The sequence below is a fragment of the Acidimicrobiales bacterium genome, from assembly GCA_036270875.1.
Lineage (GTDB): Bacteria > Actinomycetota > Acidimicrobiia > Acidimicrobiales > AC-9 > AC-9.
In genome coordinates this window covers 1-14497 of the sequence record DATBBR010000007.1, presented here as the reverse complement: position 1 = coordinate 14497, position 14497 = coordinate 1, and the positions used below count along the sequence as shown (strand labels likewise).

Annotated in this window: 12 protein-coding genes; 4 read left to right on the top strand and 8 right to left on the bottom strand. The window is 68.3% G+C overall.

All coding sequences use genetic code 11. The features are described 5' to 3' along the window. Nucleotides 1-50: 50 nt before the first annotated feature. From VH112_00555 to VH112_00545, 3 genes are all read right to left on the bottom strand, one after another. Nucleotides 51-1694: an acetolactate synthase large subunit gene (locus VH112_00555; protein ID HEX4538708.1), complete on the bottom strand. Its 1644-nt coding sequence runs from the start codon at nucleotides 1692-1694 to the stop codon at nucleotides 51-53. Between the two features lie 96 nt (nucleotides 1695-1790). After that, complete coding sequence (locus VH112_00550; GenBank protein ID HEX4538707.1) at nucleotides 1791-3209, bottom strand: aldehyde dehydrogenase family protein; 1419 nt, start codon at nucleotides 3207-3209, stop codon at nucleotides 1791-1793. Nucleotides 3210-3348: 139 nt separating this feature from the next. Next, on the bottom strand, nucleotides 3349-5238 hold the full coding sequence (locus VH112_00545; protein ID HEX4538706.1) for a peptidoglycan-binding protein: 1890 nt from the start codon (nucleotides 5236-5238) through the stop codon (nucleotides 3349-3351). A 689-nt stretch (nucleotides 5239-5927) separates the two neighbouring features. On the opposite strand from VH112_00545, the gene zwf reads away from it, so the two are divergent. Continuing rightward, nucleotides 5928-7322 (top strand): glucose-6-phosphate dehydrogenase, encoded by a 1395-nt coding sequence (gene zwf / locus VH112_00540; GenBank protein ID HEX4538705.1) that lies wholly within the window; start codon nucleotides 5928-5930, stop codon nucleotides 7320-7322. Nucleotides 7323-7376: 54 nt separating this feature from the next. Then, nucleotides 7377-8498, top strand: coding sequence for a hypothetical protein (locus VH112_00535; GenBank protein ID HEX4538704.1), 1122 nt, complete (start codon nucleotides 7377-7379; stop codon nucleotides 8496-8498). Nucleotides 8499-8547: 49 nt separating this feature from the next. On the opposite strand, the gene VH112_00530 is transcribed toward VH112_00535, so the two are convergent. The 4 genes from VH112_00530 to VH112_00515 form a co-directional block, all read right to left on the bottom strand. Further along, entirely contained in the window at nucleotides 8548-9144 is a 597-nt protein-coding gene (locus tag VH112_00530) for a YceI family protein (protein ID HEX4538703.1), read from the bottom strand. Between the two features lie 212 nt (nucleotides 9145-9356). After that, nucleotides 9357-10121 carry a dienelactone hydrolase family protein gene (locus VH112_00525; GenBank protein HEX4538702.1) on the bottom strand — a complete coding sequence of 255 codons (765 nt, stop codon included), beginning with the start codon at nucleotides 10119-10121 and terminating at the stop codon, nucleotides 9357-9359. Continuing rightward, complete coding sequence (locus VH112_00520) at nucleotides 10118-10606, bottom strand: MerR family transcriptional regulator (protein HEX4538701.1); 489 nt, start codon at nucleotides 10604-10606, stop codon at nucleotides 10118-10120. Before VH112_00520 ends, VH112_00525 begins: the two co-directional genes overlap by 4 nt. A gap of 8 nt (nucleotides 10607-10614) precedes the next feature. Further along, nucleotides 10615-12393 carry an MFS transporter gene (locus tag VH112_00515; GenBank protein HEX4538700.1) on the bottom strand — a complete coding sequence of 593 codons (1779 nt, stop codon included), beginning with the start codon at nucleotides 12391-12393 and terminating at the stop codon, nucleotides 10615-10617. A 97-nt stretch (nucleotides 12394-12490) separates the two neighbouring features. Here VH112_00515 and VH112_00510 point away from each other — a divergent pair, with 97 nt between their 5' ends. Next, nucleotides 12491-12664 (top strand): hypothetical protein, encoded by a 174-nt coding sequence (locus tag VH112_00510; protein HEX4538699.1) that lies wholly within the window; start codon nucleotides 12491-12493, stop codon nucleotides 12662-12664. A 77-nt stretch (nucleotides 12665-12741) separates the two neighbouring features. Here the strand turns inward: VH112_00510 and VH112_00505 are convergent, their stop codons facing one another. Next, a complete protein-coding gene (locus VH112_00505; GenBank protein ID HEX4538698.1) occupies nucleotides 12742-13263 on the bottom strand; it encodes an OsmC family protein in 522 nt (173 codons plus the stop codon). Nucleotides 13264-13366: 103 nt separating this feature from the next. Here VH112_00505 and VH112_00500 point away from each other — a divergent pair. Next, a partial coding sequence (locus VH112_00500; GenBank protein ID HEX4538697.1) for a histidine kinase occupies nucleotides 13367-14497 on the top strand: 1131 nt, incomplete at its 3' end.

Sequence of the window (14497 nt, the reverse complement as noted above, 5' to 3'; positions counted from 1 at the left end):
TGACACACCTTAGAGTCGGGAGTGACCGGCAACCAGGGCGCCACTCGGGCTCAGAAGGGCCCGCTGAGCTCTCCGAGCATCGAGGTGAGGCGCAGGTTCTCGCTGTAGTCCACCGGGCAGGCGACGACCGACACGGTCTCCGAGTCCAGGGCCTCTCGCAACGTGGGCAGGAGCGCATCTGCCGAGCGGATGCGGTAGCCCCGTGCCCCGAAGCTCTCGGCGTAGGCAACCAGGTCCGGGTTGGTGAAGTCGGTGCTCACGTCCCTGCCCAGGTCAAGCTGCATCTTCCATTTGATGAGGCCATAGGCGTCGTCCTCCCACACGAGCACCGTCAGCGGGAGGCGCTCCCGAACGGCGGTCTCGAGCTCCTGGGAGTTCATCAGGAAGGCTCCGTCCCCCACGGCGGCGAGCACCCGGCGCTCAGGAAATGCCAGCTTGGCTGCGATGGCGCCAGGCAGAGCAAAGCCCATGGTGGACAGCCCGTTCGAGAAGAGGCAGGTGTTGGGCTCGTAGGTTGGGTAGAGGCGGGCCATCCACATCTTCACCGCGCCGGTGTCGGCGAGCACGACGTCCCCGCGGCCCATCGCCGACCGGATGTCGGCCACGAGCCGTTGGGGCTTCACGGGAACGGACTCGTCTGATCCGACGGCGAGCTCACTGGCCAGCAGGGCGCGAATCTTCTCGTCGGCCGTGGCGACGGCAAAGCGGCGTGAGGTCGCCGTTGCCAACGCATCAAGCGTTCGCCCCAGCTCGGCCTGTATGCCGACGTCCACCGTGTAGTGGCTGTCGACCTCGGCTGGGAACCGGCTGATGTGGATGATCCGCTTGTCGGCGTGGGGGTTGATCCGGGCGGGGTCGAACTCCTGGAGCTCGTAGCCCACACAGACGATGACGTCTGCCTGATCGAAGCCGAAGTTGACATAGTCATGGGCCATGAAGCCCACGGCGCCGAGGGCATTGGGGTGGTCGTCGGGGAACACCCCCTTGCCGTGAAAGGTCGTGGCGACCGGGAGGCCCAGGTTGGTCGAGAAGCGCATCAAGGCATCCGAGGCCCCCGCGCGCGCGGCCCCGTGACCGGCCAGCACGATCGGGCAGACGGCGTTGTCGAGAACGTCGGCCGCCCGGCGGATCTGCGACGGGGACGGTTCGTCGGGCCTCGGCACGTTCAGCTCGAGCGGCGTGAGGTCCGGACTGACGGCGGCTGCCTCGATGTCTTCGGGGACCGCCAGGTAGACCGCACCGGGACGCTCGGCCTGGGCCAGCTTGAACGCCTTGCGGGTCATCTCCGGGATCGCCTCGCCACTCAGCACCGTGGCGGCCCACTTCGCGACCGGAGCGTACATGGACACCAGGTCGACGCTCTGGTGCGACTCCTTGTAGATCCGGTTGAGGCCGACCTGGGCGGACAGTGCCACCAGGGGGGAGCTGTTGGTCGTCGCGTCGGCGACGCCGAGGAGCATGTTGATGGCCCCGGGGCCCAACGTGGCCGAGCACACGCCAGCGGCGCCGGTGAGACGGCCGTGGATCTCGGCCATGAAGGCAGCGGCTTGCTCGTGGCGGACCAGCACGTATCGAATTGACGAGCGGACGACGGCGTCGGTGAAGTGGATGTTCTCCTCTCCGGGTATCCCGAAGACGCAGCTCACTCCTTCGTGCTCGAGGCAGCGCACGATCAGCTCTGCTGCCGTACCCATCTCACTCCCTCCTGCTGCTTGTCGACCATGAGCCAGGTGCCACCGCTGGATGGAAGCTGGTCCTCACCCGATCGGAGGCTACTGCGGGGCATGGTGCTACTCGCTCGCCGTCCGCCGGTCCTCACGCGGCCCGTCGGGAGCATTGACGACGACGGCATGGATGTTGACGAACTCGAACAGCCCCTGATGCGACAGCTCGCGGCCGTAGCCCGAGTCCTTGACGCCCCCGAACGGCAGACGCGGGTCGGAGACGGTCATGCCGTTCACGGCGGTGTGTCCGGCATCGAGGCGGGCGGCGAAGACCTCGCCGCGAGCCAGGTCTGAGGTCCACACGGCGCTGCCGAGCCCGTAGGCGGTGGCGTTGGCGAGCGCCAGCGCTTCGTCGGCGCTCGCGGCTCGCAGTACGGGGACGGCGGGGCCGAACACCTCTTCTTCGAGCACCGGCATGCCAGGTCGGACCTCGTCGAGGACCGTCGGCTCGTAGTAGAAGCCGGGCCGGTGTGGGACGCGGCCGCCGACCAGGACCCGGGCTCCCCGGGCCACGGAGTCGCGGACCTGGCGGTCGACGGCGTCCCGCAGGTCCTCTCGGGCCAGCGGCCCGATCGTCACCCCGTCCTCGGTGGGGTCACCCAACTGCAGGTCTCTGACCTGGGCCAGCAGCTTCTCGGTGAAGGCGTCGGCGACCGCCTCCTCGACGATGATGCGCTTGGCGGCGATGCAGGATTGCCCGGTGTTCTGGAACCGGCTGCGCGCCGCCCAGGCGGCGGCAGCCTCGAGGTCGGCGTCGGCGAGCACGACGAACGGGTCGCTCCCGCCAAGTTCGAGCACCGTCTTCTTGAGCGCCCGTCCTGCGGCGGCAGCGACCGAACGGCCGGCACGGGTCGAGCCCGTCAGGGTGACCGCTGCCACCCGGTCGTCGGCGATCACGTCGTCGACGACATCGGCGGTGCGCTCGGCATCGACGACGAGCACCGAGAGTGTCCCCACTGGCAGCCCCGCCGCGGTCGCGGCGGCGGCCAGGGCCAGGCCGCAGCCGGTCGTCGACGGTGCGTGCTTGAGGACGACGACGTTGCCGGCCGCCAGCGCTGGGGCCAGGGCGCGGACTACCTGCCAGTAGGGGAAGTTCCAGGGCATGATTGCCAGCAGCACCCCGAGGGGCGTCGCGATGACCTGGCTCCGCAGCGCCTCTGTCTCCACGACCTCGGGCTTCAGCAGGGCTGGGGCATGCTCGGCGAACCACTCACATGTTCGGGCACACTTCGCCACCTCGGCGTGGCTCTCGGCCAGCGGCTTGCCCATCTCCCGCGTGGCCAGCAGGCTCAGCTCCTCCTGCCGCTCCGTCAGGACCTGCGAGAGTCGGCGCAGTCCCTCGGCCCGTTGGTCAGGTGCCGTTTGTCCCCAACCGTGGGCCGCGCCATGGGCCCTGTCGAGCAGCGCGTCCAGCTCCGCCGGAGTCGTCTCGTCGTACGTGGTCAGTGCTCGACCACTCGCCGGGTCCACCGTCGTGACAGTCACGTGGCCCTCCTCGTTCGCGGTCAGGTGCCGGGCTGGCCCACGGCGCCCTGGCTCAGCGGATCACGTAGCAGCCCGTAACGTACCGGGCGGCTAGCTTCGGTTCAGCCCGCGGAGGCAGTCGTTGGTGACGAGCACGACGTCACCCACCGGTGGAATGCTCGACGACGTTGATGTAGTCGAGCATGGCCTGGCCCGCCCCCGTGTGGCTGAGGGGCCAGAAGCCGACCTCGAGGTGTGGGCCGGTCGAGATGCCGACGATGCCGTACCCGACGCTGGAGATCTGCTGGCCCTGGACGACATTGGCTCCGACGGGGACCAGGTCTGGCCCCGAATGGCCGTAGTAGACGGTCTTGCCGGTCAGCGGGCCGGAGGTGATCTGCAGCACCGGGGCATTGGGCCCGAACCCACCGATGCCTTCCTGGATGATGGTGCCCGAGCCCATGGCGAACAGAGGCGTGCCACCAGGGGCTGAGTAGTCCACGCCCTGGTCGACGCTCCCGTTGTTCAGGTACTGACGCGGCAATGGCAGTCCGGCACCACCGGGGCCGGCCACGCCTCCGGGGACGGCGAGCGAGCTGGCGAGCAGGTCGGCGGGGACGGGCGGGGGGAAGGGCGTGAGCATGTTGGTTCGCGTCGCGTCATCGATCATGCCGGTCACGGGACTGGCCGCGGCCTGCTGGTACGCCTTGACGGCCGCCGTCGTGGGGGCATCCCATTGTCCGGAGCCAGGGACCGGGAACCCCAGGCCGGTGAGCAGCGCCTGCCAGTCCCTGACCTGACTGGCCGACATCGGCGCGGGGGCAGCCGGAAGGCTGAACTGCGGTGCGGCCTGCAGCGTGTCGAACACCGACTGACTGGCCGTCTCCCAGCTCCAGAAGGCGACCGACGTGGCTCTCATGGTGTCGGCCGCGTTGACGAAGTTGAGAACCTGGTCTCGCACCGGGTCGGGGGCTGTCGGTGAAGGCGGCGGGGAGGCCGTCAAGGTCTGGTCCACCGCGATCAAGGGCTTGCCCAGCGGGGCCAGGGCGTTCATCGCCGGGCCAAGGTCTGCGTGGCCCGGTCCCGTGGCGGGATCCATGACTGCCACGGCGTCGAAGGGCGCGACCACCTGGGCATAGGGATAGGCGCCGCCGGCGGACGGCGGTGGCGAGACTGGGGGCACGGGGCCAGACGGGGCCGAGACGGCAGGCGTCGGACCGGGAGGGGCGGGCACGGCGGCGACGAGGGGGAGATCAGGGCCCACCGCGGCCCTGAGACTGCTGCCGTAGGTCTGACCTGCCGCCGAGTTGAAGGCGCCCCCCCGCCCGGGCTCCAGGTCGGCGACGATGCCGTCGATCCGGTCCTGGTCGGGCGTCGTGTAGGTGATCTCCGAGAGTGTCCGGGCGATATCGGCCTGCGGGTTGGTGAGGCTGGGCACGTCGGCGCCGTAGACCCGGATGTTGGCGGCATGGGCCGAGGGCAGGAAGGCGTCGAGAAAGCTCTGCTGGTCGAAGGTGCCATCGCTCGAGCCAAGGAGCACGACGACGTAGGTGAGGCCAGCGGCCTGGGCTCTGGTGACCATGGAATTGATGACTGAGACGTCAGCCCCGTTGGTGGCAACGGCGTAGCGTTGCCCGATGGACCGAGAGAAGTCCCCCGTGCCCCACGGCGAAGCGGCGACGGCACGGGCCACCGCCTCCGCGTTGTTCCCGGACTTCAAGGCGGCGAGGATCCCGCGGTACTGACCGTTCCGCAGGGTCTGGGTGGTCGCCCTGATGGCTGTCTTCCAGTCTGGGTAGGACTTGACTCCCACGGAGTTCCATGTCGTCGATGCCGGCGCCGTCTGGGTCGTGTTGAGCGGGTTCAGGTGGACGAAGCCCCCCTCGGCGGCCTGCCAGGCATCGATGGCTTGAACGTTGGGGCCGGTGTTCGGTTCGCCGAGGGCGGCGAGGAGCGCTCTCGAGAAATCCGACGGCGTCCGAATGGCGGCGTCCGACGGTCCGGGTTGTCGTGGCGGTGCCCAGATCCACATGCCCTTGCCGACAGGCACCGGACCCCTGAGGGCAGGGACGGCGGGGCCGGCCTGAGGCGGTGCTGCCTCACCCGCGCCCAGCGGGGTCGAGACGGGTGCAGGTCCGGAGGCGGTACCGACCCGCGGGCTGCTGGGTTGGAGACCACCAGGACCAGTGGCGCCCGAGCTGTTCGGCGGGGGCGCGGGCTGGCTCTGCGGTGGGGGCGAAGGAGGGGGGTTCTGCCGTGGTTGGGTCGTCGAGGTCGTCCCCGGGATCGTGATCGGAATCGACGGAGGCGGGGGTGTTGTCAGCGAGGGGGAGCTGACCGGGGGGAGGATCGCGGCCAGCGGGGCCATTGTCGTCGTCGGCGGGATGATCCCCAACGCGCTCGCCCCCCAGGCGATGACAAGGAGGCCAGCTCCCCCAGCCAGCAGGAGGCGCGGACGCCCGCGATCAGGTGCAGGCTGCAGCAGCCTGCGACCTGTGCCCCTTCCAGCTCGATGGGGCATCCATCTCGAGCGGGTCTCTTCCCGGTGCCTCACGATCCGCCTTGCTGGCGACGATCCCGCCCTGTGTCGGCGACGGCCTTCGCCTCGTTCTGTGAGGTAGTTCGCCGAAGGGACCGTCCGCTCCTGTCTATTGTCGCTTTTGCACCCTATGCCCGGACCGCGTGGCGAGCGAGCCCGTACCATGGCTACCGTCCGGTGCTGGGCAAGGAGGACGCTCTGTGGCGAACCAGGCGATGACGACGGCGGACGTCATGGTGATCTTTGGCATCACCGGCGACTTGGCCAAGAAGATGACGTTTCGGGCCTTGTACCGCCTCGAGCGGCGCGGCGTGCTGTCGTGCCCGATCGTCGGAGTGGCGCGCGACGAATGGTCGGACGAGGCGCTCCGTGACCATGCTCGCCGGGCGATCGAGGCGAGCGGCGAGACGATCGACGAGACGACGTTTCAACGACTGGCCCAGCGTCTTTCCATGATCTCGGGCGACTATGCCGATTCGACGACCTACGACCGCGTCGCGACGGCCGTCGAGGGCAAACACGACCCGGTCTTCTATCTGGAGATCCCACCGTCGCTCTTCGCGAGGGTCGTCGAAGGGCTCGCTGGCGCCGACCTCACCAAGCGGGCCCGCGTGGTGGTCGAGAAGCCGTTCGGCCACGATCTGGCCTCCGCTCGAGCCCTCAACGGCGACCTTCGCAGGGTGCTGGAGGAGTGGCAGATCCTTCGAATCGACCACTTCCTCGGCAAGGAACCGACCATGGATATCTTCTTCCTGCGGTTCGCCAACTCGATCTTCGACCCCCTGTGGAACCACGACCGGGTCGAGTGTGTCCAGATCACCATGGCGGAGGACTTCGGCGTCGAGGATCGCGGCAGCTTCTACGATCCAGTGGGCGCACTGCGGGACGTGGTCCAGAATCACCTTCTCCAGGTCATGGGCCTGGTCGCGTGCGAGCCGCCCTCCATGGGACAGCGTGACGGCTTGCGGGACAAGAGGGTCGAGGTCTTCAAGGCGATCCCGACGGCCGATCCCAAGCGCTATGTCCGCGGCCAGTACGAGGGGTACCGTTCGATCTCCGGTGTGAAGCCGGACTCCGAGACCGAGACCTTCGCTGCGCTCCGTCTCGATGTCGAGAACTGGCGCTGGTCCGGCGTGCCATTCTTCATCCGTGCCGGCAAGGCGCTGCCGGTTCTCTGCACCGAGGTGCGCATCATCTTCAAACGACCGCCATCCATGGTCGTCGGTGAGCGCGTCGTGCCGGAGGCGGACCAGCTCATCCTGCGGATCGATCCTGCCCCCGGCGCCGATCTGGTGGTGCAGGCCAAGACGCCTGGCGCCCAGGCAACACGGACCGTCGACCTGTCGCTCGTGTTCTCGCACGAGCTGGGCGAGGCGCCGGAGCCGTACGAGCGTCTGCTCTCGGACGCGCTGCACGGCGACCCCACCCTGTTCACGAGAGAGGACGCCATCGAGGAGACGTGGCGGATCGTGCAGCCGCTGCTCGACGTCCCGCCACCCCTCGAGACCTACCGGCAAGGCTCGTGGGGACCCCGCAGCGCAGACCGGCTGGTAGCCGGAGTCTCCCGATGGCACGAGCCCTGGCTGAGCCAATAATGGGCGTGACCAGGCCGAGTGGGTTCGGCCGAGTCGTGGACCGAAGGAGCGCCAATGGTGGTACCGCTGGTCGCCCGATCGGCGGCTGCAGCTGTCGGTGGCCTGCTCGTGGTGGCGGCGGGCGCCAGCGTGATCGGGAGCCTCATCGTTCCCCGCCGTGTCCACGGCTGGCTGATCGGGTGGGTGCACTCGGCGGTGAACGGGGCATTCCGTCTGGCGACCTCCGCCATTGCCGACTACAGGCGGCGGGACCGGGTGCTCGCCGCAGAGGCAGCGATGATCCTGGTGGCGCAGCTGGCCGTCTGGTTGGCGATCTCCTTCGTCGGGTACGCGCTGTTGCTCTGGCCATTCGTGACGGGCGGTCTGTCGTCGGCGTTCGTCACGTCCGGGTCTTCCATGTTCACCCTCGGGTTCGCGGTACCGCGAGGTTCGGCGCCGGTGGCGATCGTCTGCGCCGCAGCGGTGACCGGCCTGGTGATCATCACGCTGCAGATCGCCTACCTGCCCACTTTGTACTCGGCGTTCAACCGCAGGGAGACCGAGGTGGCGCTGCTGAACGCCCGGGCCGGCGTCCCGTCCTGGGGTCCAGAGCTGCTGGCACGGACGCACTACGCGCTCGGATCTGGCGTATCGACCCTCGACACCCTGCCTGATCTGTACGCCCGCTGGGAACGGTGGGCGGCCGACGTCGCCGAGAGCCACACCACCTACCTTCCCTTGGTGCGCTTCCGTTCGCCCAGGCCCTTGTCGTCGTGGGTTACGGCGCTGCTCGCCATGCTGGACTCCGCGGCGCTGTTCCTGGCGCTCTCCCCGAAGGCCGCCCCGGTCGTGCCCGCGCGTCTCTTCCTGCGCGCGGGATTCCAGTGCTTCAACGAGATCGCCCTGGCGCTGGGCATTGACGTGCCCAGCGAGCCTGACCCGGACGGCGAGATCAGCCTCACATACCAGGAGTTCCTCGACGCGATCGACCGCCTGCGAGCCGTCGACTTCCCGATCGAGCGTGAAGCCGCTGCTGCATGGCCGGATTTCGTGGGTTGGCGGCTCAACTACGAGCGGACGGCCTACGCGGTGGCAGCGGCCGTCGACGCCGTGCCCGCACTGTGGTCGGGGCCGCGCCGCAAGCATGAGCCGGCCATCGCCCCCATCCGCCCTCGCCTGGGACGACCACCCAAGTAGAGGGTCGGAGGCCCGGCAGCGGTGCCACCACCGGCTGGCGACGAGTTGCTCAGCTCTCGCCGCGGTAGTACGCGATCGCTCCCGTCCGCTCGAGGTCCTCGTCGAGGATGGCCTCGACGTCGAGCACCACGTCGATCTCGTTGCCCACCACCACCCCCCCTCCCGGGAGCCGGTCCTGCCAGGACACGCCGAACTGATGACGGTCGATCCTCGTCCGGGCTTCGAAGCCGGCGCGATGGAGCGTGCCCCTGTTCTCGTCTCCGACCCAGAATGGCGTCTCCCACTGTCCGAGGTAGGACACGTCCAGGGGCACCTCGCGGGTGATCCCTCGGATAGTCAGCTCGGTGATCACCCTGCCGTGCGTGCCTCCGGTGCGCTCAGCCGTTCGCCCCCGGAACGAGATCGTCGGATATCGCTCGACGTCGAAGAAGTCGGCGCTGCGGAGATGGGCATCCCGCTCAGGCTGGCCGGTCCAGATCTTCCTGGCGTCGATCTCGCCCTGGAACTCGGCGGCCAGGGGATCGGCGCGGTCGAACTCGAGCGTTCCGTGTATGTCTTTGAACGACCCCCGGACCCACGTCACCATCATGTGGCGGGCCCGAAATGCAGCCTCGGTGTGACCGGGTTCGAACGTCCAGCTCGCCACGTGGCTCCCCCATTCATCGGAATGGCATTCATCGGTAGGGTCCGGTGTCATGCTCCCAGATCGGGAGCAACGCCGCCCAACACCACGTCGGGGAAGCTTCGATCCCGCCGCCGGTGAGTGAAGCGGTCGCCATCCTGGCCAGGGAGACGATCGAAGCCGGAGAGCGTGACCCTCGAGCCATACGCCGCATCCAGCTCGACAGGCCCCCGAGCTCACACCGCGAGATAGCGACCGAACCAGTCCAGGATCCTCACCCACCCGTCGACCGCCGCCTCAGGCCGGTAGAGGGGTCTGTTCACTGCGAAGAAGGCGTGTCCGGCGCCCTCGTAGGTGTGGAACTCGTAGGGCTTGTCGTTGTCCTTCAGGATCCGCTCCAGCTCCGCCACGTGCTCCGGTGACGGGAACGCGTCCTCGGCGCCGAACAGCCCAAGCAACGGGCAGGACAGCTGCGGGGCCAGGTGGCCGATCGGCCCGACCTTCAACGGGAAGCCTTCTGGTGGGGTGCCGACCACGAAGGCGCCGTAGCAGTCGACCGCGGCGTCGAGCTCGAGGCTGCAGGCGGCGAGGAACGACTGTCGTCCCCCCGAGCAGTAACCGATCACCCCGATTCGCCCGTTGGACGAGGCGAGCCGCCGGAGATGGGAAGCTGCGCCCGCGACGTCGTCGACGAGCTGCTCGTCTGAGATACCCCCATCGGCGCGTACCACCGCGGCGGCCTCGTCCGGTGGCGCTCCCGGCGCCTGTCGGGAGTACAGGTTGGGGCAGAGCGCGCTGTAGCCCTCGGCCGCGAACCGGCGGGTGATCTCCTTGGTCGCCGTGTCGTAACCGGGCATGTGGTGGATGACCACGACACCGCCGGAGGGGCTCGGCGCGAGGGGGCGGGCCAGGTAGGCCTCGATGTCGTCCCCATTGCGGCTCGTGATCCTCACGGTCTCGGCCATCATGGCGTCGTAGGCGGCTGGCGCCGGTGTGGTCATGGTCGCTCCTTCTTTCGCATTGCCGATCCTTCTCGGAGCTCGGCAGCCACTTTCTGCAGCCGTTGAGCCTTGGCCGCCCGTTCATCTCTGAAGTCCTGGATCCGGGCCAGCTTGTCGTCCAGACGGGCGAGGAGCCGATCGTTGGCCTCGATCAGCCGATGTATCACTTCGAGTCGATGGGCAGGCTTCGGATCGGCGTGATAGGCATCACGGAGGCGCTCGAAGACGTCCTCGGTCTCGAGCACGACTCCAACCTCTGCCAGTGAGAAGCCCAGGAGCTCTTGCAGCTCTTTGATGCGCTTGGCCCGGTGGATCTCGGCGTCCGAGTACAGCCGCTCTCCCGCTCCCCGATGCGTCTTCGGCGTCAGAAGACCAAGCTCCTCCCAGTACCGGAGGGTCCGGGTGGTGACGCCGGTCAGCTTGGCCACCTCACCGATCCGCCAGGTGGTTGCCTTGTCGTCAACGACCGAGCTCGCAGGGCCCATCAGTCTCGTCAGCTCCCGCTCCCGGCTGTGAGCACCACATCGGGCTGGACTGGTGCCCCCGGTGCTGCTGGCAGTTTGTCCCCATGGACGTAGCGCGTCCCGCGGGTCCATGACGCGGCGGCCGCGACGAGGCAGGCCACGATGGCGGAGTCGAACGCGGCGTGGAGACCCTGACGGAAAGGCTCGGAGATAAGGGATGGGAAGAAGGTTCGTCCCGTCACCACCGCGGCGTGACCGGGCGGCAGGTGGGCGAGGACCGACGGCCCCAGGAGGTGTTGCATCGGGTTCTCCCCCAGAAAGGCGGCGAAGAGGGTCGAGACCGGTGGTAGGTGCGCCACTCGGTCTGCTGCCGGCGCGGGGACGCCCTGGCCGACCAGGCCGTGGTAGAGGCTCGCGGGCAGACCGGAGGCGAGCCCGACGATCATGAGCGAGAAGAAGATACCGATCGACAGGACCTGCGCAGAGTTCTGAAAGGTCGAGTTCATGCCCGAGCCTGCGCCGCGGTCCTTGGCCGGCAGGCTGTTCATCACCCCGGCCCGGTTCGGTGACCCGAAAGCCCCCATGGTGAGGCCCATGAGCAGCAGTAGCAACCCGAACAGCCAGTAGGGGAAGTCGATCGGCAGCAGCTCGAGCAGCACGAACGTCACCGCTGAGCCGATCATGCCGCCCGTGGCGAACGGCCGTGCCCCGTAGCGATCGGTGAGGGTGCCGGAGACGGGTCCGGCGATGAGAAACCCCGCCGTCAACGGCAGCATGTAGATACCGGCCCACAGTGGCGTGCGGAGGAAGTCATAGCCGTGCAGCGGCAGCCAGATCCCCTGGAGCCAGATGATGAGCATGAACATCAGCCCACCTCGACCGACGGCGGCGAGGAAGCTCGCCAGCACTCCGCCGGTGAAGGCGCGGATCCGGAAGAGAGGCAGCCGGAACATGGGCTCGGCCACCCGTGTCTCGACGAGGCCGAAGGCGAGGAGGAGGGCGACCCCCGACGCCAGGCAGAAGATGACCATGGGGCTGGTCCAACCCATCGTGTGCCTGCCGTAGGGCTGGATGCCGTAGGTGATGGCCACCATTACGAGGATCAGACCGAGGGCGAAGGTGACGTTGCCGGCCCAGTCCACGCGGGCGCGGTCCCCACGACTCACCTCCCGAAGCCGGCGATAGCCCCAGATGGTGCCGAACAAGCCGATCGGCACCGACACGAGGAAGATGAGGCGCCAGTTGATGGGGGCCAGCACGCCGCCGAGCACCAGGCCGATGAAGGTGCCGCTGATGCCGGCAGCCTGGTTGATGCCAAGCGCGAAGCCCCGTTGGTTGTCGGGGAAGGCATCCGTGAGAATGGCGGCAGAGTTGGCGATGAGGAAGGCGGCGCCGACGCCCTGGAACACGCGGACGATGATCAACCACAGTCCTGCGGCCGGACCGGTCAGCCAGGTGACGGTGAGCAGCAGGGAGAAGAAGGTGAACAGGGCGAAGCCGAGGTTGTACATCCGCACCCGGCCGTACATGTCTCCGAGGCGCCCCAGGCTCACCACGAGGACACTCGTCACGACGAGGAAGCTGAGGATCATCCACAGCAGATAGAAGCTGTTGCCCGGTTGGAGGGGGTCGAGATGGATGCCCCGGAAGATGTCGGGCAGCGCGATCAGCATGATCGACCCGTCGACGGTGGCCATCAGCATGCCGAGGGTGGTGATGGTCAGCGCCGCCCACTTATAGCCGTGTTCGCTCGCGGCAGCCTCGTCTCCGTCGGGAAGTATCTCGGTTCCGAGCGCGTCCGAGGTCATAACTGCCATTGACGTTAGCAAGAAGAAAGCTTGACGTCTACGTCAACTGGGCCCACGGCCGCGGAGACGCGGGCTCGGGTCCGATAGAACCTTGGGCATGAGCGACCACAGGGACGAGGGCTCGGCTGAGGATCCGTCCGAGGACAGCGAGATCGACTTCGATGACGAGCAGGAGGACGACCAGTCGCCGCTCGACGAGGCCGAGGCGGCTGAGCTTGGCGTCGACCTCGACGACCCGGAGGAGCTGTCCGAGACGGAGGACGACGTCTGAGCGACCGCCGGAGAGTCGGCGATCACATGAAGTTCCGAGCGTGCGGCGCAGACAGGGCGGCCGCCTCGGGGCGCCTCCTAGGAGTCGTCGACGGCACGCCTCGTGGCTGATACGGAGAGGTCCGGAGGGCGGGCGAGCGTTTGATACACGACGCAGTAGCGCTCGGTAGCGGCAATGACGGCGTCCAGCTCCTCGGGCGCGACGTCGGCCGTCAGGTCGAAGCTGAGCCGGATCGCCGAGAAGCCCACCCGGGCCTCTCGACCCACGGCCATCGTGCCCCGGAAGTCCAGGTCACCTTCGGCCCGAACCGTGCCCTCGACGGCGATGCCGCGGTTGGTGGCGACGGACCGCAGCGTCACGCCGGCGCACGCCACCAGCGCCTCGAGCAGCATGTCACCGGAGCAGGCCAAGCTCCCGTCACCCCCACTGGCGGGATGGAGGCCCGCCTCGACCAGCGCCCTGCCCGTGTCCACCGAACACGACACGTCCTCGCTCCCGAGCAGGCCCTCGGCCTGAAGGGTGACGACCGCCGAAGTCGGCTCCTCCCGGTAGCGGTCCTTCAACGGGGCCTGCAGCCGCCGCAGCTCCTCAGTATCCAAGGCTCCACCTCCTGAGACGGCCATCAGAGTAGGCCGAGAAGGCCCTCCTGGCTGGGTGGTTCGTCGTAGTCCCGGACCCCCCTGGGCGGTACTATCACCGTCCGTGCGGCCTCGGACACTGGCTGCCGCCACCGCGGCGGGTGGGATCTGCCTGATCGTGGCGACTGCCGTACTTCCCTCCGTGCGCTTCGCGTACGGCAACGAGGGTTTGCACGTGGCCATCGAGACGACGGCTGTCATCGTCGGCAGCATGGTGGCATACCTGGCGATCGGTCGCTACCGCCGGCATCATCGCCGCTCCGATCTGCTCGTTGCCGGCGGCCTCGCCCTGCTGGTCATGAGCAACCTGGCTCTGGTCGTGGACGCCGCAGTCCCGGTCGCCGAGCCCGCCGAGCACCTCTCGACATGGATCCTCCTCGCCCTGCGAGGTGCTGCAGCCGGCTTGCTCGTGAACGCCGCCCTGGTCAGCTCCCGCTCGTCGGGACGCAAGTGGGGCTTGTCGTGGCTCGTCTCGGGGATTGCACCCCTCGGCCTGGTCGCCCTGGTCACTGGTATCGCACCCGGGGAGATGACCGCACGCAGCCACCCGCTGCCGCTGGCATCGTCGGACACCGTCCACGTCCCCGAGAGCCTGGTCATGTCGACGGCCTTGGCATTGGTGGCGCTCCTCTTCGCCTTGGCCGCGGCCGGCTTCGTGCGCCGAGCCGAGCGCGAGCGGGACGAGTTCGTCGCCTGGATGGGGGCAGGCTGCGGCCTGGCGGCGCTCGCGGCCCTGACTTACCTGCTGTTCCCACCGCTCAACCCGACGTGGTTCTATACAGCCGACCTGCTGCGCCTGGGTGCCTACCTCCTGTGGCTCATTGGCGGTGGACGCGAGATCGCCCACTACTGGTCGGAGCTGGCCGCGATGGCGGTCACCGAAGAGCGAAGACGCATGGCCCGAGACCTCCACGATGGGATGGCCCAAGAGCTCGCCTTCATCACGACTCAGGCCACGTCGGCAGCACGCGGAAACGCCGATCCGGTCTCGCTCGTCCAGCTGGGCGCCGCCGCTCAGCGTGCACTCGACGAATCGCGGCGAGCGATCATCACCTTGACGACAGACCACGACGAGCCGCTCTCGACCATAGTGGCCAACATGGCAGAAGACGTCGCCAACCGGTACGGCGTGGGGGTTCACATCGAGCTCGACGACAACCTGACCCTTCCTCCCGAGGTGCGCGACAGCCTCTTG

Excerpts from the sequence above, each read along its gene's own strand:
- VH112_00555 (HEX4538708.1), bottom strand. The coding sequence starts at position 1,694 with ATGGGTACGGCAGCAGAGCTGATCGTGCGCTGCCTCGAGCACGAAGGA.
- VH112_00535 (HEX4538704.1), top strand. The coding sequence starts at position 7,377 with ATGGTGGTACCGCTGGTCGCCCGATCGGCGGCTGCAGCTGTCGGTGGC.
- VH112_00525 (HEX4538702.1), bottom strand. The coding sequence starts at position 10,121 with ATGACCACACCGGCGCCAGCCGCCTACGACGCCATGATGGCCGAGACC.
- VH112_00520 (HEX4538701.1), bottom strand. The coding sequence starts at position 10,606 with ATGGGCCCTGCGAGCTCGGTCGTTGACGACAAGGCAACCACCTGGCGG.
- VH112_00515 (HEX4538700.1), bottom strand. The coding sequence starts at position 12,393 with ATGACCTCGGACGCGCTCGGAACCGAGATACTTCCCGACGGAGACGAG.
- VH112_00510 (HEX4538699.1), top strand. The coding sequence starts at position 12,491 with ATGAGCGACCACAGGGACGAGGGCTCGGCTGAGGATCCGTCCGAGGAC.